This window comes from Hymenobacter sp. J193, from assembly GCF_024700075.1.
GTDB lineage: Bacteria > Bacteroidota > Bacteroidia > Cytophagales > Hymenobacteraceae > Hymenobacter.
In genome coordinates, this window is sequence record NZ_JAJONE010000001.1 from 2,498,982 (window position 1) to 2,518,446 (window position 19,465).

Consider the following 19,465-nt stretch of genomic DNA (forward strand, 5'->3'; position numbering starts at 1 on the left):
CTGCTGGGTTACGCCAACGGCCTCCTCTTTTTTATTGAAAGTCGATGATAGGACACCAAGACATTACGGTTGCCGACTGACCAAAGTATAGTCGCGCAGAATCTCGTGGGCCTCGGCATCGTTTGCCGCTTCCACCACTTCGTTCATTACAAACTGAATTTCGGCTTCCGTCCACTGCTGGGCTTCGGCAGCTTTCACGAAGGCACCGAGGGCCACAAACCGGCTGGCGGTGGGAGAGGGGCTCCACTGAACTTTCTTGCGGATTCGCATGCGGGTAGAAAAACGTTAGCGGTGAGCGGCCTTCACTACTTTCAGTTGCACCGGGGCCACACCGGCGTCTACGATACCGATTTTACGAGCGGCTTTGCGCGAAAGGTCAATAATACGGCCTTTAGCGTGCGGACCCCGGTCGGTAATAGTGACTTTCACGGAGCGGTGGTTGCGCGGGTTGGTCACGCGCACTACCGTGCCGAAGGGCAGCGTATTGTGTGCGGCCGTCCGCTTGCTGGCCCGGTATACGGTGCCGCTGGCCGTTTTGCGGCCATTAAACTTGTCGGCGTAATAGGAGGCCTGCCCACTTTGGGTAAAGGCTTTCGAGCCGCCGCAGCTGCTTAGCAAGCTTGCCAGCAAACCCATTATCAGAAGGCGCATAGAAGGTCAGTTGTTCGTTATCAGTTGCCTGTTGTGAGTCTGGTAAGAATATGCAACCCATACTTATCAACTCACAACTGAATACTGAGAAGTTAGTTGGTGGCAGCGCTGGTCCGGCGCGGCGGAATGCGTAGGGCCAGCAGGTTCTGGAAGTTGCCCTGCAGCACGTTGAAATCAACCGTGCCCCGAATGCCGGGAATGTAGGATTCGTCGGAGTGCTGCCAGATAATCCACTTTTCGCGGGCCAGGGTGGGCTGCTGAACCTCATAATGGGCCAGCCAAAGCGGGTATTTATCGAAGTGCCCGGCCAGGTAGCGCTGGTAAAAGCTGTAGTTGGAGTACAGAATGGGCCGCACGCCGTAGTGCCGCTCCACCAGCCGCAGCCAGGTGGCAATGCCGCGCCGCATCTGGGCCACATCATGAAACTCCTGGGCCTCCACGTCCAGCACCGGGGGCAGGTCGCCGGGCTGCAGGTTGGCCGTTCGCACGAATAGCTCGGCCTGCTGGCGGCCGTCGTAGTTGGGCTGGAAGTAGTGGTAGGCCCCACAGTAAATGCCGGCCCGGCGCGCCCCGCGCAGGTTGCGCCCGAAGCGGGCGTCGCGTAGCGTTACACCCTCCGTGGCTTTGATGAAGGCAAAGCGCACCTGATTCTTTGCCACCTTTTGCCAGTCGATAGAACCCTGGTAGGCCGATACATCAATGCCATGCACGGTGTAGCCCGTGAGCAGGGGCGTGTGCTCCCGCCCCGTGAGCCGGTGGCTGAAAAAGCTGGCGTAAGTGCGCCGCATGTAGCGGTGCAGCTGCCGCTGATACACGTAGTAAAACGCCAGCCCGCCCAGCAAAAGCAGCACCGCAGCTCCAAGCAGCCACTTCCCCGGCCGCGGAAAGCGGCGGCGCACGACTGGGCGATGAGGACGGCGGCTGGCTGGTTGCATAGTCAAAGTAACGCAGGAAGCACCGATTCTGGTGCCCTCAGCCCCGCCAAAGTGCCCGTTGCCGAAGCCAAATACCGTACTTTCGGGCCAGAAAAAGCTACTGCTATGACCTCTGCCACCCCCGACGCCCGCGACGAGAACGGGCACCTTATCCGCGAGCTGCACGGCATCACGCTGGCGCAGATTCTGGAGTATCTGGTGCTGCACTACGGCTGGGAGGAACTGGACCGCCGCATCCGCATCAACTGCTTTGCCGTGAATCCCAGCGTCAAATCCAGCCTCACCTTTCTGCGGCGTACGCCCTGGGCCCGCGCCAAGGTGGAGGCGCTATACGTGCAGGCCCGCACGGCCGAGGTGCTGGGAAAGCCTCGGCCATAGCGGCCCGCTATATAGCGCGGAGCCCATAACGTGGGGCCGCCGCCTGCGTACAGAGGCTTGCTTCTTGGTTAAGAAGTTGTTGGGCTCAGCCGGTGGCCGTCCTGCTTTCTTCCGTGCGTTTCCCCTCCTTCGATATGAACCACTTTTTCCTGACCCGCCGGGCGCTGCTTACGGCTGCCTGCTGCAGCTTCGGCTATCTGGCCACCGCCCAAAGCTCGGCGGTGCTGGCTCAGAAGAGCACCCAGGCCGTGTGCGTACCGGCCGAGCTGACGGGCCTGAGTGCCTGCGTGGATATGCAGCAGACCCAGTACCTTAAAGCCCCGTCCGGCAACGAAACCGCCGTGTGGAAGGGCACCGTGCCTACCGGGCAGCGGCCGGCCAAAACCATCATCAAAGATGCTACCTGGCAGGAGCGCAGCCTGTCCTTCACCACCCACGCCGTCATCACGGCCGATGGCAAGGCCTCCCTCACGCTGCAGTACAAAGCCAACCCCAAGTTCAAATAACAACCCGTTTTAAGCTTCGCACTATTAGACACTAGCAAAAAGCTGGTCGCGGAAAGCGGCTGGCTTTTTTGTTCTTTCGCGGAGCCGTTGGGGTATTGCTATGAAAGATGTTACCGAAAAATCGGGTTGGGGGGCGCTGGCACTTGGGTTGCTGGGGTTTCTGGCGTTCGAAACCGGAGCCTACTACCTGTTGCGCCTGCTGACCGCCAGCCTGGGCGAAACAGACCAGCTGCAGCCCGAAAATACCATCGTCAGCAACTGGGTGAAAACGGTGGTTTTTCTGCTGCTGCACCTCACGCTGCTCATCGTGGCCATGCTGATGCTCAGCAACCGCCTGCCCCGGCGCTACCGCGGCCAGGTTATGGGCTGGTTTTACCTGGCTCTGGTCACGGGCTTTGTGCTGCTCATTCCGTTGTTCGGGTAGGTTTCAGTTGCCAGTTGCCTGTTGATAAAACAACGTCATGCTGAGCGAAGCCGAAGCATCTCTACCGCAGTGTCGGGGTCAGCATGACAAAACCTGACAACCGGTAACGGATAACAGGCAATAGAACCTCCCGGGCATGAAAAAGCCACTGCCTGGGGCAGTGGCTGATGAAACCAAGGGGCCGGTTGGTGCCGGCGGTATAGAAAGCCGCTGAAGCGCGGCGGGTTACCGGTGGCGGATGTTGATTTCGCGCGGGTGGCTGGTGGAGTCCTTATACGGAATGCGCACGAGCAGCTCGCGGCCTTCGTGCACGGCGTCGATGCGCGTGAGGTCCAGCGTATCGGGCAGGTCGAGGGAGCGGATGAACAGGGGAGCCGCCAGCTGGGCTTCCGGCTCGTGGCGGTATTCGCTGTACACAGTGAGGTGCTGATTGTTGAGAACAACGTGGAAATTATCGGGCTGCACCGATGGGGCCGCTACCCGGATAACAACGCCCTTCTCGCGCTTATCTATCCGCATCGTGGCCTGCGCAATGCCCCCACCCAGCGTGTTGAGGAGGTCGAGTTGCGGGACAAGGTTGCGAATAAATTCCTGGCTGATGAGCTTCATGGGGTTGGTTCCTTTCTTGATTCGAAAAGGAGTATGCAAACCATGTACCAACAGCTTTCGGGCTGAAATCCAGCCACAATGACGGTGACGCAGCTACGGCCAGCCCCGTCGTCCGGACAGAATGGCGCTAATCTGAATAGTAAGTGCGCAACTGGCAGATGCAGCGGGTAACTGTGCTGTCCTTCACAGCAAAGCCTGCTGTTATTCCTGCGCAAAGCGGGTGCCTTTGCCCGGACTGCCTTCTCCGCAGCTAACCGGAATAGCCGAAGCTGGCGCAACGCATGCCCTGGCAGGCACTGCGCCGGCCGTTGTATATACATTGATTTTCGACCCTGCTGCTATGGCCAAAGGACAAGCCGCGCTGAGCTTTATCTTCATTACCATTCTGGTCGATGTTATCGGGCTGGGCATCATCATTCCGGTGCTGCCCCGCCTTATTGAAGAGCTGACAGGCGGCGGCCTTAGCCAGGCCTCGCAGTACGCGGGCTGGCTCACGTTTGCCTATGCGGCCATGCAGTTTCTGTGCTCGCCGGTGCTGGGCGGCCTCAGCGACCGATTCGGCCGGCGGCCCGTGCTGCTCTTTTCCCTGCTGGGCCTGGGTGTCGACTACATTTTTCTGGCCCTGGCGCCCAGCATCGGCTGGCTGTTTCTGGGCCGGCTGATTGCGGGCGTGGCCGGAGCCAGCTTCACCACTGCCACCGCCTACATTGCCGACATCAGCACGCCCGAAAAGCGCGCCCAGAACTTCGGCATGGTCGGCGCCGCGTTTGGGCTGGGGTTTATTGTGGGGCCGGCGCTGGGCGGTCTGTTCAGCCACTGGGGGCCGCGGGTGCCGTTTATCGTGGCGGCTGGCCTCAGTTTGCTTAACTTTCTCTACGGCTACTTCGTGCTGCCCGAGTCATTGTCGGCAGCCAACCGCCGGCCTTTTGAGTGGAAGCGGGCCAACCCCGTCGGCTCCTTGCTGCAGCTACGCCGCTACCCCGTAATAGCCGGGCTGGTCGTCACGCTGGTGCTGGTGTACATCGGGGCCCACTCCGTGCAGTCGACGTGGACGTTTTACACCATGTTCAAATTTAAGTGGTCAGAGGACTGGGTGGGCTACTCCCTTAGCTTCGTAGGGCTGCTCACGGCGCTGGTGCAGGGCGGCCTTATTCGGGTGCTGCTGCCGCGGCTGGGTCAGCGCAACGCCGTGTTCCTGGGGCTGCTGCTGTATGCCATTGGGCTGGGACTGTTTGCGGTGGCGGGGCAGGGCTGGCAGATGTTCCTGTTTTTGGTGCCCTACTGCCTGGGTGGCATCACGGGGCCGGCGCTGCAGGGCATCATTTCCAGCCAGGTACCAGCCAACGAGCAGGGCGAGCTGCAGGGCGGCCTCACCAGCCTCATCAGCCTCACGTCCATTATCGGCCCGCTGGTAATGACCAACCTGTTTGCGTACTTCACCCGGCCCACGGCGCCCGTACACTTCCCGGGGGCGCCGTTCGTGCTGGGCTCGGTGCTGGCGCTGGCCGGGCTGCTGTTCTCGCTCCGCTCCCTGGCCCACTACCGCCAGCCCGCCGATACGTCCGAGGCCAGCCCCGACGTTCTGCCCATTCACTAACCTATTGCCAGCATCAGGATGCCCATTATTCGCTTAGCCACCGAAGCCGATCTGTCCGCCATTATACAGCTGGTGCAGCGTGTGGTGCCGCTGATGCACGCGGCCGGCAACTTTCAGTGGGCTGCTTCCTACCCGAACGAGGCCGTATTCAGGGAGGATATCAGCCGGCAGCAGTTGTGGGTGGCGGAACACGCCGGTCAGGTAAGAGCCATAGCGGCCCTCACCACCGACCAGGACCCTGAATATGCCCAGGCCGATTGGGACGCGGCGGAGCCGGCCATCGTCACGCACCGGCTGGCTGTGGACCCGGCCGCCCAGGGCCTGGGGATGGCAGCCGCGCTGCTGGGGCAAGCCGAGGAGCTGGCCCGCCAGCGCGGCCTTCGCAGCCTGCGCGTAGATACCAACTCCGAAAATCAGGCCACGCAGCGGCTGTTCCCCAAGCTGGGCTACCGGTTTGCGGGCGAAATCACGCTGGCGTTTCGCCCGGGGCTGCGCTTTTTCTGCTACGAAAAGCGGCTTGACTAACGTCTCCTGTGGCAGCCGGCTACTCGTGCCAGGTACCGAACTTGCCGGCCTGGTAATCGGCGTAGGCCTGGCGGATTTCAACTTCGGAGTTCATCACAAAGGGCCCGTAGGCTACAATCGGCTCCCCAAACGGGCGGGCGTGGCCCAGCAGCAGCACCGTGTCATCCGTCAGGGCCTCCACGGTCAGGTCGTCGCCGTCGTAGTTGAACTCCACCAGCTGGCGGGCTTCGGCCTCCTGCCCGTTCACGCGCAGCTTCCCCCGAATAACGTAGAAGAAAACGGTGTGCTCGGCGGGAACGGATAGGTCCAGCTTGCCGCCCTGCCGGAAATTCACCGTAGCCAGGCTGATGCCCGCGGGCGAGCTGACGGCGCCCGCCGTTCCGCTCCAGCTGCCCGAAACAGCGTGCAGCTGCAACCGGCCTTCATCCAGTAAAACAGCCGGAATCTGCGCCCGTTGCAGGCCGAGGTACTTCGGCTCCACCATTTTGTCTTTGGCGGGCAGGTTCACCCACAGCTGCAGAATTTCCAGCGGCCCGCCGGTTTTCTTGAAGGCGTCGGAGGAAATTTCGGAGTGAATTAACCCCCGGCCCGCCGTCATCCACTGAATGCCGCCGGCTTCAATCACGCTCTGGTGCCCGCCGCTGTCCTGGTGCATGATGTCGCCTTCCAGAATAAATGTCACCGTCTCGAAGCCCCGGTGCGGGTGCGGCCCGAACGGTAAACCCTGGTTTTGGGGCCGGTACACCTGCGGGCCATGATGATTCAGAAACAGAAAGGGGTCGAGGTGCTCCACGGCCCGCGTAGGCAGGGCGCGGTACGTTACCAGGTCGGCAATGGGCGCGCTCTGGGCGCGGTGCAGTTGTTTGATCGTGCGCATACAAGGGAGCCAGCCTGAGGGGGCAGCTTTGTGCATACCCGTTACCGGGCCAGATGGTTTTAAGTCAGCCGGTAAAACCTGGTGGCTCCTTCGAGGGTTTAAACGGACTTCACTCCGTAGACTTTTTCCTCTTATGGCTGCTTTATTTACGCCGCTCACCCTGCGCGGCCTTACCCTGAAAAACCGCCTTGCGGTATCGCCCATGTGCATGTACAGCGCTACCGACGGCTTCGCCAACGACTGGCACCTGGTGCATCTGGGCAGCCGGGCGGTGGGCGGGGCCGGGCTGGTCGTTCAGGAAGCCACGGCCGTGGCGCCGGAAGGCCGCATCACTCCCGCCGACCTGGGGATCTGGCAGGATGAGCATGTGCCCTTCCTGCGCCGTATCACCGATTTCATCAAAGCTCAGGGGGCCGTAGCTGGTATTCAGCTGGCCCACGCCGGCCGCAAAGCCAGCCATGCCAGCCCCTGGCAGGGTGGGGCCGTGGTGCCCGAGGAAAATGGGGGGTGGACGACCGTGGCGCCCAGCGCTTTGCCTTTCACTGACGATGAGCCCGCACCCCAGGCACTTTCCCTAGCCGAAATCCAGTGGCTGATTGACGATTTTCGGGCAGCCGCTGGTCGGGCGCTGTTGGCGGGATACCAGCTGATTGAGCTGCACGCGGCTCACGGCTACCTGCTGCACGAGTTTCTGTCGCCGCTCAGCAACCAGCGCACCGATGACTACGGCGGCTCCTTTAATAACCGCATCCGGCTGCTGCTGGAAGTGGTGGCGGCCACCCGCGCCGTGTGGCCAGAGGAGTTGCCGCTGCTAGTGCGCATTTCCGCTACCGACTGGACGCCCGGTGGCTGGACCGATGAGGACTCCGTAGCCCTGGCCGCCCAACTTAAAACCAAAGGCGTGGATCTGATAGACTGCTCCACCGGCGGCAACGTACCGCAGGCCGCTATTCCGGTGGGCCCGCTCTACCAGGTTCAGTTTGCCGAACGCATCCGGCGCGAAACCGGCCTGCCAACCGGCGCCGTGGGCCTTATTACCTCGGCAGCCGAAGCCGAAACCATCATTGCTACCGGGCAGGCTGACTTGGTACTGCTGGCCCGCGAGTTGCTGCGCGACCCGTACTTCCCGCTGCACGCGGCCCACGAGCTGGGTGCCGAGGTAGCTTGGCCCGACCAGTACCTGCGAGCCAGGCCACGGCGGTAGAAAGCCGGGAAACGCGTCGGCTTATGCCGGACGTTTACCGGGCATGAAAGGCCGATAGACTCGCTTCGGCAAAACTTGCGTAATACGCCCGGAAAGAAAAGGCCCGCTGCAGGTTGCAGCGGGCCTTTTTCTTGGTCAGCACAAAAATATCTGGCAGGTTTATACCTGTTTTTACGAATTGTTCGTAGTATTACGAAATAATCGTAAAAGACATAATGGAACGACTTACCCAACCCGAAGAAGACGCCATGCGGGTTTTCTGGCAACTGAACGGCGGCTTCATCAAGGAGGTGCTGGAGCAGCTCCCCGAGCCCCGGCCGCCCTACACCACGCTGGCTTCCACGGTGCGCAACCTGGAGCGCAAAGGGTATCTGCGCGGCGAAAAGCTTGGCAATACCTTCCGCTTCACGCCCCTGATACCGGCTGAAGAGTACCGCAAGCGGTTCCTGGGCACCTTCGTGGGCGACTATTTCAGGAACTCCTACAAGGAGCTGGTTTCCTTTTTCGCGCAGGATCAGAAAATCAGCGCCCAGGAGCTGCAGGAAATCATTGAATTGATTGAGCGCCAGAAGCCGCCCCAGAAATGATACCGGACCTGCTGCTGTATTTGCTCAAAGCCAATGTGGCCTTGCTGCTGCTGCTGGGTTTGTACTACGCTCTGCTGCGCCGCCTCACGTTTCACCAGCTTAACCGGGCGTATCTGCTGATTGCCGGCGGCTTCTCCATGGTGTATCCGCTGCTCGACGTGGCGGTGCTGCTGCCACAGCAGGCGGTGTTTCGGCAAGTGGTTTTTCCGGTCTGGGCGCTGCCGGGCAACGCAGTAGCCGCCGCGCCTGCTGCCGGCCCGAATTACGAGTTCTGGCTGCTGGGAGGGTATTGGGCCGGGGTAGGGCTGCTTACGCTACGGCTGTTGCTGCAGGGCGCCTCGCTGGCGGGTGTGCACCGGGCCTCGCGGCCGGCGGCCGCGGCGGGTGTGCCCTTCCGGGAGGTAGCCGCCGATGTCAATCCATTTTCCTTTTGGCAAACGATTTACCTGAACCCCACCCAGCACGGTCCCGCGGAACTGCCGGCCATACTGCTGCACGAGCAGATACACGTGCGGCAGTGGCACACGCTGGATGTACTCTTGGGCCACGGGCTGCGGATTGTGGGTTGGTTTGGGCCCGGCCCCTGGCTGCTGCTACGGGCCATGCAGGAAAACCTGGAGTTCATCACCGACGAGGCCGTGCTGCGGGCCGGGCAGGTGGATGCCAAGCAGTACCAGTACAGCCTCGTGCGGCTCAGCACCCTGGCGCCGGGCCCGGCGCTGGTAACGCCTTTCTCTTTTCTCACGCTTAAAACCCGTATCCAGATGATGAATGCCCAAAAATCTTCCCATCGGCAGGCGGCCCGCTACCTGCTGGTGCTGCCCCTGGCCCTGGGCCTGCTGAGCTTCTCCGCGCCCGAGACGGCCTCGGCTATTCTTGCACCCGTTACCAAAACTGCGTCCTCGGCCCCCGATGTCACGACGCCCACGACCATCAGTGCGCTGCCGCCGGCCGCGCTGGCCCATATTGTGAAGCAGTACCCCGGCTACCGGCTCATTGGCGTATCGGAAGTGCGGGCGGCGGACGGCTCCAACCTGCGCTACTTGGCCGAAATTGCCATTGGCCGCCGCCCCGAAAAGGTGCTGTTCACGGAGAAAGGCGAACCAGTGGCTGCGGTAGAAGTAGAGCCACTGTATTACGTGGATGGAAAAGCTACCACCAAAAGCGCGGCCGATAAGCTGAACTCGAAGGATTTCGCGGATATACAGGTATTTAAGGGAGAGCCGGCCCGTGCATTATTCGGCGACAAAGCCACGGATGGCGTGGTAGTCATCACCACCAAGGCCAATAGTGGTTCCGCAGCCGTGCGGGAGCTGAACCAGCGCATAGCCGCCGTGGCACCGAAGCAGAAAGTGGACCTCAAAGAAGCGCTTATTCTGGTGAATGGCCAGGAAACCACTGAAGCGGAGCTGCGGAAAATCCCGGAATCAACCATTAAAGAGATGCGCATCCTGCAGGGTGCCGACGCCGAGAAGCAGTACGGAGCCAAAGGCAGCAAAGGCGTCGTCATCGTCACGACCAAATAACCATTTCTGTGGTTAACTCAAGGCAAAAGTCCCGCTGCCATTTCGGTAGCGGGACTTTTGATGTTGTGAGCTTTCTGCTCTGCAAGCTGCTCAGCCTTCGCTATAAGGCAAACTCCTACTCCTAGGCTGGTCGTTGCGGCCGCTTCGCCAGAATCAGGTTCGTGCGGAAGGTGTTGAGCGACTCTTCCAGTCCCACGGGGTACACGTGCGGGTTGAGGAAGCGGCGGATGCTGGGGTCGAGGCTTTGTACCTCGCGCTGGGCGTGGGCGCGGCTATCCGGCAGCGTGGGCAGTTGATGCACCAGCTCGCCGCGCCGGAAAATGGGCGCCAGCAGCTCCCGGTACTGCGCGTCGGGGCGTACGGGGCGGCGGCGGGTAGCATCCAGCGGGTCGACGAGAGTGAGCTGGTCGGGGAGGGGCTCAGCGGCGTTGTAGAGCATGTCGGCGCGGGGCTGGCCCTTCTCGGTTTCGTAGCGTCGCACCTGCAGAATGCCGGGAATACTGGTTTTGGCCAGCTGCTCGGAGAGCTTGATGGTGAAGTCCCAGCCGGAATCGTCGGGTTTGCGCAGGGCGGCCAGCTTGTACACGCCTCCCAGGGCCGGCTGGTCGTAGGCCGTCACGAGCTGGGTACCGATGCCCCAGGTGTCGATGCGGGCGCCCTGCTGCTTGAGGCTGGTAATGAGGTTTTCCTCAAGGTCATTGCTGGCCACGATGCGTACGTTCTCGAAACCCGCTTCATTGAGCAAGGCCCGGGCTTCGCGGCTAAGGTAGGCTAGGTCGCCCGAGTCGAGGCGGATGCCGCCCAGCTCGTGGCCATTGGCACGCATGTCGCGGGCTACTTTAATGGCGTGGCGCACGCCCTCCAGCGTGTCGTAGGTGTCTACCAGAAATACCGAGTCATCGGGGAAGGCCTCGGCGTAGGCGGCAAAGGCAGTGGGCTCATCTTCGAAAGCCATAACCCAGCTGTGGGCGTGCGTGCCTTTCACCGGAATTCCGAAGCGCTGTCCGGCCAGCACGTTGGAGGTAGCATCGGCCCCGCCCAGATAGGCGGCGCGGCTGGCGCTCAGGCCTCCATCGGGGCCCTGGGCACGGCGCAACCCAAATTCCAGCACGGTGTCCTGGCCGGCAGCCTCACGGATGCGGGCGGCTTTGGTGGCAATAAGCGTCTGAAAATTGACCAGGGTAAGCAAGGCGGTTTCTACCAGCTGCGCCTGCAGCAGCGGCCCCTGCACCCGAATCAGCGGCTCGTTGCCGAACACCACGGTGCCCTCGGCAATGGCGTCCACGTCGCAGGTGAACTTCAGCTCCCGCAGGTAAGTCAGAAATTCCTGTGGGAACATAGGGGCACCCTTGGCGCTTTGCAGGCTGCCGAGGTAGGCCAGGTCATCATCTGAGAAACGAAGGGTAGAGAGAAAATCGACGACGTAGGCCAGGCCGGCCGCCACGGCATAGCCCCCCCGAACGGCGCCTTGCGGAAGTACAGGTGAAACACAGCTTCGCGGTCCTGCAGGCCCTGCTTCCAGTAGCCGTAGGCCATGGTTACCTGGTACAGGTCGGTGAGAAGGCTGAGCGAGGAGGCATAGAGGCCGGAGAGGGGAGCTGAGTTCATAGACGTGCGGAATGGCTGTGCGAGCTTACGCAAAAGCTGGCGGGAAGTCGGTGGGCGGGCGAACCAATCAGCGGTAATATCCTGTTAAAAATGCTGCAAAATACTTGATAACAGCTATTTATGTTTGATTAGGCTTTATCGTCCGGTTTCTGGATGAGCCTGGAGCCCCCGTGCATTGGTAGCCTTACAGCAGCCTAGTAGGGGCGGGTATCGGAGGGGTAAGTAGAAAAATACGTACAAATACCTGCTGCGAATACGTAGGAATGCTGACGAAATGACGGCGCCTTTTGCGGAACTATGCAGTATCAAATACGCCAGTCAAAAGCGTATCATCTGGTTCAACTACTGCTCTGTAAAAGGTATCGGACGTTTTATAAGTATCATATTCTTAACCCCATCATCCTAGGTACTTGGTTTATGTGCACAAGGAACGAAAAGGGCTGGCAGTTTCTGCCAGCCTTTTTTGTGCTTGTCAGCGTCAGGCTGGCGGCGGCTTACACAATCAGGCCCTGGCGCACGGCGTACTTGATGAGGGCCGCCGTGTTTTTCACTTGTAGCTTGTCCAGAATGTTCAGCCGGTGGGTTTCGACGGTGCGCTTGCTGGTGAACAGCTGATCGGCAATTTCCCCGCTGGTCAGGCCCTCTCCAATAAGCTCGAGAATTTCCAGCTCGCGCGCCGAAAGCTCGGGAAGGTAGGGTGCAGGTTTGCGCGGGGCCATGACGCGCAGCCGAGCCAGGGCATCAAGGCCAATGGCGGAGCTCAGAAAGGGCTTGCCCGCCGCTACCGTGCGGATGGCGTAGGCCAGCTCGTCGGCGTCGGCGGTTTTAAGGGCGTAGCCCACGGCCCCGGCCGCCAGCATCTGGCTTACGTCCTCCTCCTGGTCGAGCATCGACAAGGCCAGCACTTTCACTTCCGGAAAACGCTGGCGCAGAAACGGCAGCGTGGCCAGCCCATCGAGCACGGGCATTCCCACATCCATCAGCACCACATCGGCCGGGGTAGTGCTCAGCATATCCAGTAATTCCTGCCCGTTGGCAGCCTCCCCCACTACTTCCACTTCTTCCACCCGGGCCAGCAGGGCCCGCAGGCCGTTGCGCAGCAACGTATGGTCATCCGTCAGAATGATTCGTATCATGCAGGGTCTATAGAAACAGCCGTTGAAGTGGTAAAAAATAGCATAACGGGGATAATATCGATAAAATTGTGGCCCCGGCGGGAATCGAACCCACATCAAAAGTTTAGGAAACTTCTATTCTATCCGTTGAACTACGGGGCCAGACAACGCAGCTGCTGCAAAGTAACCGGAAAGAACCATGGAACCCAAACCAGCCTCCGCCCGCCCATCGTGCCGGGCCGTATTTCTTTCTTCGGCTGCGGCCGGCTGCCACTGGTATGGGGCTGCTCGATGAACTCCAGACGGCCCGCAAAGTAGCGGGCCAGCGCCACGCCCAGGCCGACGCTCCGGAAGCGGCAGCCCAGCCGGCCCTGTTGTTTATTCCCGATATCAGCGGCTTCACGCGCTTTATCGAAGAATCCGGCAACGACCGGGGCCCTTGGCTCATTGCCGATCTGCTGGAAATTCTCATCGAAGCCAACCTGCTGAACATGCAGGTCAACGAAATCCAGGGCGACGCCATCCTGTTCTATCGGCTGGGGCCGCCGCCTTCCATTGCCGAGCTGGTGCAGCAATGTCGGCGGGTGTTTCTGGATTTTCAGAACTACCTGCGGCTGATTGAGCGCGACACCGACTCGCAGCTGGCGGCCGTGGTGCGCGAGCACGCCCTCACGCTCAAAATGATTGTGCATTACGGGCCGGTGCACGTGGCCCGCATTCGGGAGCACACCAAGCTCATGGGCCGCGACGTCATCATCGTGCATCGGCTCCTGAAAAACAAAGTGGTGGGCGATGAGTACGTGCTGCTTTCCCAGCAGTACCTGGCCACGCAGTCGGTAGCGGCCGTGCGCGCGGCCTTTACCTGGACGCGCCTGCTGGCCGGCGTGAGTTCTTACGCTTACCTGGGCGACATTCCGTACCGCTACGCCCACCTCACCCCGCTCCGCCTGCTGGTGCAGGGCGCCGACTTAGGCGGCCAGGGCAGCTCCAACGCCGTGCAGGTGCGGCGCGTGCTGCCCGTGGCGGCGGCGTACGCGCTGCGCGTGGTGAGCAACCTGCGCCTGCGGCCGCACTGGCTCACGGGCGCCCACGGCGTGCAGTACGACGTAACGAAAAGCAACCGCCTGGGCAGCACTTACAAAGTGGGCCTCAACCGCGGGCAGGTCGATTTTCAGGCGGTACAGCACTTTGTGGGAGTCGAGCGGCTGGAATACGTGGAGAAGATTGCGCACTTCCGCATGTTCCCGAACTCCTTGCTGTTCTTTTTTCTGGAAGAAATATCCGACCACGCCTGCCTCCTCACCCTGGAGTTTCGCTACGGGCATGTGGCCGCCGCCAGCCGGCTGGTGCGCTTTGGGCAGCTGCGGCGCCTGCACCGGCTACTGGGTTCCTCGGCCCGCACCCTGGCCGGCCTCTGTCGTCGATTGAGAAAGGGCAGTAATGGCTGAGGGGTTTTCTGGTTGAATGGCTGTCATGGCAAGTGAGATGCGACCAGTCCTACTGCATCCAACCAGAGAAATTACTCAACAAGACAGTCCTTCAATTATTCAGGCTTACATCTTGTACAGCAGCACGATGCCGAAGGAAATAGCCGTCAGGATCAGGCCAACCATGAAGATGGTGTAGCTGATGCGCAGCAGCCGGTACTTGCGCGAGAGGACCTCACCCAGATAGTAGATGTCGGTAATCATATTGGTATAAAGCAGGTCCTTGTTGCGCATCAGCTCGTGCATGCCCGACTGGAAGTTGTCGAGCGAGAGGGTGGTGAAGTTGCCGAAAAACAGCAGGTTCACGCGGCGGTTGGTGGCAATCTGCGGGGAGCGGCGAAGCCACTTAAAGCTGGTCACGTCGGGCTGGGCCGACAGGATGGCCGTAACCACCGAGCCCAGGGCCGTGGCTACCAGCAGCCCCATGGGTATGGCCAGAATGGGGTTTTTGGTGAAGGCCGGGCCCACCTGGGAGGTTTTGGCCCCCAGGTATGTAATGATAACCGACAACATCACCGTGTTCAGGCTGATCATCATGTTGGCCTTCTGATCGGCCATGCCGGAGAGCTGGATGTGCTGCCCGTAGGTAGAGCGGAACATGGTTTCCACGCCCCGCTTGCCCTCGGCGAAGTTCTCGACCTGCTCTTCCTCTTTTTTCTTGGCCTTCTTCTCCAGCTTTTTGAGCCGTTCGCGCTGCTCCTTGATGTTGGCCTTGAACTGCGCCCGGTACCGCTCCTTGCCTGCATCGGAATAGAAATGCGCCGACGACAGAAAATCCAGCTGGTACTCGGCCCAGTCGGGGTTGGAGTAGGTTTTGCCCTGGGTGGCTTCCCACTCGGTGCGCAGCAGCTCGGCATTGCTGAAAAACTCTTCCCGGCCCATGCTGCTCATGTCGGCATCTACCATGAGCTGTTGCAGCTCGGTGGTAGGCGTTTCGTCGCGGTGCGTGGCTTTGATGAGCTCCTGCACCAGCGCAATACGCTCGGCGGGGTACTGCTGCTGCTGCAGCCACTGGGCCGCCAGCTCCATGCTGCGGAACTCGTGGCCTTCGTACACCTCAATGTAGCCCGTATCGTGAAACCAGGCGGCCAGCTGTAGCACCTCTGTGTCCTCGGCCGACAGGCCCGCCGCCTCGCCCAGGGCCGTAGCCTCTTTGGCTACCGTGCGCGTGTGGCGCGGCGAGTGGTACACCAGTTGTTTCGGGAGCTTTTCTTCGAACAGCGTTTCCACGTAGGCCTTGGCCTGCTTAACGATTTCCGACTTGGGTTTTTTGACGGGGAGAGTATCGGGTGCTTCCATGAGTGAGGCGGCGGGGAGAAAACAGCGGGCAGCGGCGGCCCACTGCGGAGCTGTTCTTTCCGCCTACAACGCGAATCAGGCAGGCGGGTTGTAAGCCCGATGGCCCAACCGTACCGCGCTGCTTTGCGTACGGCAGCGCACAAGCATCAACGCAGGCGCTGCCGGGGCCGTATCCTGTCAGAACAGGCCCCGTTGGTTGCCTTCCCTTCGCGCCGGGTTGCTCCCGCCCGCCGTATCACCCTTTGTCTATGAAGATATTTTCCGCCTTTTGGGGTCTGGCCCTGCTGCTTGCGGGCAGCGCGGCGCCCGCCTGGGCTCAGAAAACCCAAACGCCGCACCCTACGCGTCCCAACTACCGGGGCGTGGCCAAAAACTGGGAGCAGCAAACCCCGCCCGACACCTCGCGCATCCGCTACTCGGTGTTTCTGATTGGCGACGTGGGCGCCCCCGCCCTCGACTCGGTGGGCGAACCGTCGCTGAACTTTCTGCGGCGCCAGATTCTGCAGGCCGGCTCACGCAGCACTACCATCTTCCTGGGCGACAACATCTACGAGTACGGGATGCCCGAAACCAAGGCCCTGGACCGCAAAACGTCGGAGAAGCGCATCATCGCGCAACTCAACAGCATGCGCAACTACACCGGCGAGAAGTACATGATACCCGGCAACCACGACTGGAAGCAGGGCCTGAAAGGCAGCGTGGAACAGGTGAACCGCGAGCAGCAGTTCGTGGAGGACTTCATGCAGAAGGACTCGGCCGCCTTTGCCTACACCGGCGACTTTTTCATTCCGCGCGACGCCTGTCCCGGCCCGTTTGAGGTGCGCCTGCAGGACGACATCGTGATGATTGCCATCAACTCGCAGTGGTTTCTGCAAACCAACGAGCGGCCCTATGGCAGCAACAGCGGCTGCGGCGTAGAAGACGAAACCGACTTCTTCTCCCAGCTCGAAGATGTGATTCGGCGCAACGCGGGCAAGAACATCATGGTGGTGGCCCACCACCCCCTGTACTCCGACGGTATCCACGGTGGCTACTTCACCCTGGCCGACCACTTCTTCCCGCTCAGCATCGTTTATAAGTATGCCTTTATTCCGCTGCCCGTCATTGGCAGCATCTACCCCTTCGCCCGCAAGTATGGCGGGGTCAGCCAGGATATTCCGCACCCGCTCTATCAGCAGTATAAGAAGGGTCTGCTCGACATATTCGCCAAGTACCCCAACGTGGTGTACGCTGCCGGGCACGAGCACAACATCCAGTACCATAAGGAAGGCAACCTGAGCCATATCGTGAGCGGCTCGGGCTGCAAAACCCAGCACGTGAAGCCCGGCGACGGGGGCGACGCCCTGTTCTCGGACAAGGAAAAAGGCTTTGCCCGCGTGAACTACTACAACAACGGCGAGGTGTGGGTAGAGTACTACGTGCCCGAAGACAAGGGCGAAAAAGGCCGCCTAGTGTTCCGCACGCCCATGTACGCCCAGCAAACGGCCGTGGTCGACAGCCTGGCCAGTGCGGGCAAGGTAAACCGCCCGGCCTTTGCCGACAGCACCAAAACCCTGGCCGTGAACCCGCGCTACAGCAAGCGCGGCGGCTTCCATAAAACCCTGTTCGGGGAGCATTACCGCGAGGAGTGGGCCACGCCCGTGGAGTTTCCGGTACTGGACCTGGCCACGGAACGGGGTGGCCTTACGCCCTACAAAACCGGCGGGGGTAAGCAAACGGCTTCGCTGAAGGTGCGCAACGAAGAAGGCCGCCTCTACACCCTGCGCAGCCTCAACAAAGACCCCGCCGCCGTGCTGCCTGAGGCCCTGCGCGAAACGGCTGCCAAGGACATTCTGCAGGACCAGATTTCGGCCCAGCACCCGTATGCTTCCTTTGTGATTCCGCCGCTGGCTACGGCCGCCGGCATCCTGCACACCAACCCCACACCCGTCTACATTCCCCGCGACCCGCTCCTGGGGCCGTACGTGGACCGCTTTGCCGACATTCCGGCCGCCATTGAGGAAGATGCCAAGGACGACCAAAGCAACGTGGAAAGCCTGGGCAACGCCACCAATCTGGTAGGCACCGACAAAGTGCTGGAGCGCCTGCGTGACGACAACGACAACCGCGTCAACGAAAAGGCCTTTGCCCGCTCCCGCCTCTTCGATATGTGGATAGGCGACTGGGACCGGCACGAAGACCAGTGGCGCTGGGCCGAGCGCAAGGACAAGGACGGCGACCGGAAGTTTACGGCTGTACCCGAGGACCGCGACGTGGCGTTCTTCAAAGGCGACGGGATTCTGCCGTACCTGGCTTCGCGCAAGTGGGCCATCCGCAACTTCCAGAACTTCGGCAAGGACTACGCCGACTACAAAGGCCTTAACCTCACAGCCCTGGCCAACGACCGGACCTTCCTGGGCTCGGTAAGCAAGGACGACTGGGTGAAGATTGCCCAGGAAATGAAAGCCAGCCTCACTGACGCCATCATCGACTCGGCCCTGCGCGACAACTGGGCGCCCCAGATCTACCGCCTGCACGGCCCCGAAATTGCCGCCAAGCTCAAGAGTCGCCGCGACCTGCTGCCCCAGCTGGCCGCCGACTACTACGAGGTGCTCGACAAAATTGTGGAAGTGAAAGGCTCTGACAAGCGCGAGCAGTTTGAGGTGCAGCGCCTGCCCGGCAACAAAACCCGCGTCGTTGTTACCAAAATCAATAAGGAAGGGGAGCGGAGCAAGCAGCTGTTTGACAAGACCTTCGACGGCGACGTGACCAAGGATATCCGTATCTATGGCTTTGCCGGCAACGACGTGTACCGCGTTACGGGGGAGTCGAAAAGCGGGCCGGTGGTGCGCATCATCGGCGGCATTGAGCGCGACTCCATCACCGACAACTCCCGGGTGGGCGGCCTGCGCCACAAAACCCAGATCTACGACGCCGACACCAGCAACGTCATCAACGTGGGCAGGGAAGCCCGCCTGCGCCTGGAGCCCGGCACCGAGGTGAGCCGCTACGACCACCCCAGCCGCGCCGACCGCAAGGACTACAAACTGCCCTACTTTGGCCCGGCTTTGTACTTCGGCTACAACATCGACGACGGTCTGTTTGTGGGCGGCGGCGCCACCTACCGCACCTACGGCTTCCGGCGGGAGCCATTTGCCACCGAGCAGACGCTGGCCGCCAACTACGCGCCCAGCCGCAAGGCCTACAACGTGCGCTACACCGGCACCTTCACCGACGTCATTGGCGACCTGAACCTGAATATTGCCAGCCAGCTCTACGGCCCGCAGCTGCTCTATAACTACTTTGGCAAAGGCAACGACACGCGGAATGTGCTTTTGGATTCTGACGATGAGCGCATCACCAACCGCGACATTAACGAAACCTACCGCATCCGCTTTTCGCGCTTCACGTTTGCGCCCACGCTCGAAAAAGACGTATTCAGCTTCCTGAAGTTCGGCTTTGGTCCGCAGTACGACCAGTGGCGCATCAGCCAGGAAGACCTGGGTCAGCAGATTCAGAACGGCATCGACGCAGGCTACATTGGTGCTGCCTCCGGCATCCGGCCTTCCGACTTCCAGGTGAACCGCTACCTCGGCGGCAAGGTGTACATGAACCTCGATGCCAGCTCCTCGCCCAAGAACCCGCGCATTGGCCTGCGCTGGTACAACTCGGCTGAGTACAACCGCCAGCTCAACGGTGAAAAGCTGCAGTATGGTCGCCTGGCCTCGGAAGTGCGCTTCTACCTCTCGCCCAACTTCCCCTTCCAGCTTACCTGGGCCGGCCGCATCGGGGCCAACCGCAACCTAGGCGACTACCGCTTCTACCAGGCCAACACGCTGGGCGGCACCACCAACCTGCGCGGCTACCGCCGTACCCGCTTCGCCGGCCGCTCCTCGGTGTATGCCAACGGGGAAGTGCGCGTGCAGCTATTTACCTTCAATGCCTACCTGGTGCCCGGTAAGTTCGGTATCCTGGGCCTGGCTGACGCTGCCCGCGTATACAGCTCCCAGGACGAGCGCACCGGCCTAAAGGCCTTCCACACGGCGGTGGGCGGTGGCGTGTGGGTGGATGTGCTCAAGCAGGCCGTCATCAACGCTACCTACTCCGTGGGCGAGGAAAACCTCGTCTTTGTGGGCTTCGATTTCCTTTTCTAACGCA

General features: G+C 61.1%; 17 protein-coding genes, 1 tRNA gene and 1 pseudogene. 10 read left to right on the forward strand and 9 right to left on the reverse strand.

The window, feature by feature from the left end; all coding sequences use genetic code 11:
* Positions 1-63: 63 nt before the first annotated feature.
* The 3 genes from LRS06_RS10835 to LRS06_RS10845 form a co-directional block, all read right to left on the reverse strand.
* A complete protein-coding gene (locus tag LRS06_RS10835) occupies positions 64-270 on the reverse strand; it encodes a hypothetical protein (RefSeq protein WP_257871500.1) in 207 nt (68 codons plus the stop codon).
* A 15-nt stretch (positions 271-285) separates the two neighbouring features.
* A complete protein-coding gene (locus LRS06_RS10840; protein ID WP_257871501.1) occupies positions 286-651 on the reverse strand; it encodes a septal ring lytic transglycosylase RlpA family protein in 366 nt (121 codons plus the stop codon).
* A gap of 92 nt (positions 652-743) precedes the next feature.
* Positions 744-1,586: a glycoside hydrolase family 25 protein gene (locus tag LRS06_RS10845; RefSeq protein WP_257871502.1), complete on the reverse strand. Its 843-nt coding sequence runs from the start codon at positions 1,584-1,586 to the stop codon at positions 744-746.
* 105 nt (positions 1,587-1,691) lie between these two features.
* On the opposite strand from LRS06_RS10845, the gene LRS06_RS10850 reads away from it, so the two are divergent.
* The 3 genes from LRS06_RS10850 to LRS06_RS10860 all read left to right on the forward strand — a co-directional run bounded on the left by LRS06_RS10850 (position 1,692) and on the right by LRS06_RS10860 (position 2,894).
* Positions 1,692-1,964: a VF530 family DNA-binding protein gene (locus LRS06_RS10850; protein ID WP_196956263.1), complete on the forward strand. Its 273-nt coding sequence runs from the start codon at positions 1,692-1,694 to the stop codon at positions 1,962-1,964.
* 134 nt (positions 1,965-2,098) lie between these two features.
* Positions 2,099-2,470 (forward strand): hypothetical protein, encoded by a 372-nt coding sequence (locus tag LRS06_RS10855; RefSeq protein WP_257871503.1) that lies wholly within the window; start codon positions 2,099-2,101, stop codon positions 2,468-2,470.
* A 100-nt stretch (positions 2,471-2,570) separates the two neighbouring features.
* Positions 2,571-2,894 (forward strand): hypothetical protein, encoded by a 324-nt coding sequence (locus LRS06_RS10860; protein WP_257871504.1) that lies wholly within the window; start codon positions 2,571-2,573, stop codon positions 2,892-2,894.
* A 225-nt stretch (positions 2,895-3,119) separates the two neighbouring features.
* Here the strand turns inward: LRS06_RS10860 and LRS06_RS10865 are convergent, their stop codons facing one another.
* On the reverse strand, positions 3,120-3,542 hold the full coding sequence (locus tag LRS06_RS10865) for an Hsp20/alpha crystallin family protein (protein ID WP_257871505.1): 423 nt from the start codon (positions 3,540-3,542) through the stop codon (positions 3,120-3,122).
* A 301-nt stretch (positions 3,543-3,843) separates the two neighbouring features.
* Between LRS06_RS10865 and LRS06_RS10870 the strand changes: the two genes are divergently transcribed.
* Positions 3,844-5,100, forward strand: a complete 1,257-nt coding sequence (locus tag LRS06_RS10870) for a TCR/Tet family MFS transporter (protein WP_257871506.1) — start codon at positions 3,844-3,846, stop codon at positions 5,098-5,100.
* An 18-nt stretch (positions 5,101-5,118) separates the two neighbouring features.
* Positions 5,119-5,625 (forward strand): GNAT family N-acetyltransferase, encoded by a 507-nt coding sequence (locus tag LRS06_RS10875; RefSeq protein ID WP_257871507.1) that lies wholly within the window; start codon positions 5,119-5,121, stop codon positions 5,623-5,625.
* A gap of 19 nt (positions 5,626-5,644) precedes the next feature.
* On the opposite strand, the gene LRS06_RS10880 is transcribed toward LRS06_RS10875, so the two are convergent.
* Positions 5,645-6,502, reverse strand: a complete 858-nt coding sequence (locus LRS06_RS10880) for a pirin family protein (RefSeq protein ID WP_257871508.1) — start codon at positions 6,500-6,502, stop codon at positions 5,645-5,647.
* Between the two features lie 133 nt (positions 6,503-6,635).
* On the opposite strand from LRS06_RS10880, the gene LRS06_RS10885 reads away from it, so the two are divergent.
* The 3 genes from LRS06_RS10885 (at position 6,636) to LRS06_RS10895 (ending at position 9,819) form a co-directional block, all read left to right on the forward strand.
* Positions 6,636-7,706 carry an NADH:flavin oxidoreductase/NADH oxidase gene (locus LRS06_RS10885; RefSeq protein WP_257871509.1) on the forward strand — a complete coding sequence of 357 codons (1,071 nt, stop codon included), beginning with the start codon at positions 6,636-6,638 and terminating at the stop codon, positions 7,704-7,706.
* Between the two features lie 215 nt (positions 7,707-7,921).
* On the forward strand, positions 7,922-8,293 hold the full coding sequence (locus LRS06_RS10890; RefSeq protein WP_196956255.1) for a BlaI/MecI/CopY family transcriptional regulator: 372 nt from the start codon (positions 7,922-7,924) through the stop codon (positions 8,291-8,293).
* On the forward strand, positions 8,290-9,819 hold the full coding sequence (locus tag LRS06_RS10895) for a M56 family metallopeptidase (RefSeq protein WP_257871510.1): 1,530 nt from the start codon (positions 8,290-8,292) through the stop codon (positions 9,817-9,819). Before LRS06_RS10890 ends, LRS06_RS10895 begins: the two co-directional genes overlap by 4 nt.
* A gap of 121 nt (positions 9,820-9,940) precedes the next feature.
* On the opposite strand, the pseudogene LRS06_RS10900 reads toward LRS06_RS10895, so the two are convergent.
* The 3 genes and pseudogenes from LRS06_RS10900 to LRS06_RS10910 form a co-directional block, all read right to left on the reverse strand.
* Positions 9,941-11,427, reverse strand: a pseudogene (locus LRS06_RS10900) (nicotinate phosphoribosyltransferase).
* Positions 11,428-11,921: 494 nt separating this feature from the next.
* A complete protein-coding gene (locus LRS06_RS10905; RefSeq protein WP_257871511.1) occupies positions 11,922-12,563 on the reverse strand; it encodes a response regulator transcription factor in 642 nt (213 codons plus the stop codon).
* Between the two features lie 69 nt (positions 12,564-12,632).
* Positions 12,633-12,704, reverse strand: a tRNA-Arg gene (locus LRS06_RS10910).
* Between the two features lie 116 nt (positions 12,705-12,820).
* Here LRS06_RS10910 and LRS06_RS10915 point away from each other — a divergent pair.
* Positions 12,821-13,990 (forward strand): DUF2652 domain-containing protein, encoded by a 1,170-nt coding sequence (locus LRS06_RS10915; RefSeq protein ID WP_257871512.1) that lies wholly within the window; start codon positions 12,821-12,823, stop codon positions 13,988-13,990.
* A gap of 105 nt (positions 13,991-14,095) precedes the next feature.
* Here LRS06_RS10915 and LRS06_RS10920 read toward each other — a convergent pair whose 3' ends face one another.
* Positions 14,096-15,328 carry a Pycsar system effector family protein gene (locus LRS06_RS10920; RefSeq protein WP_257871513.1) on the reverse strand — a complete coding sequence of 411 codons (1,233 nt, stop codon included), beginning with the start codon at positions 15,326-15,328 and terminating at the stop codon, positions 14,096-14,098.
* A gap of 248 nt (positions 15,329-15,576) precedes the next feature.
* Between LRS06_RS10920 and LRS06_RS10925 the strand changes: the two genes are divergently transcribed.
* Complete coding sequence (locus LRS06_RS10925; protein WP_257871514.1) at positions 15,577-19,461, forward strand: metallophosphoesterase; 3,885 nt, start codon at positions 15,577-15,579, stop codon at positions 19,459-19,461.
* The last annotated feature ends 4 nt before the right edge of the window (positions 19,462-19,465 follow it).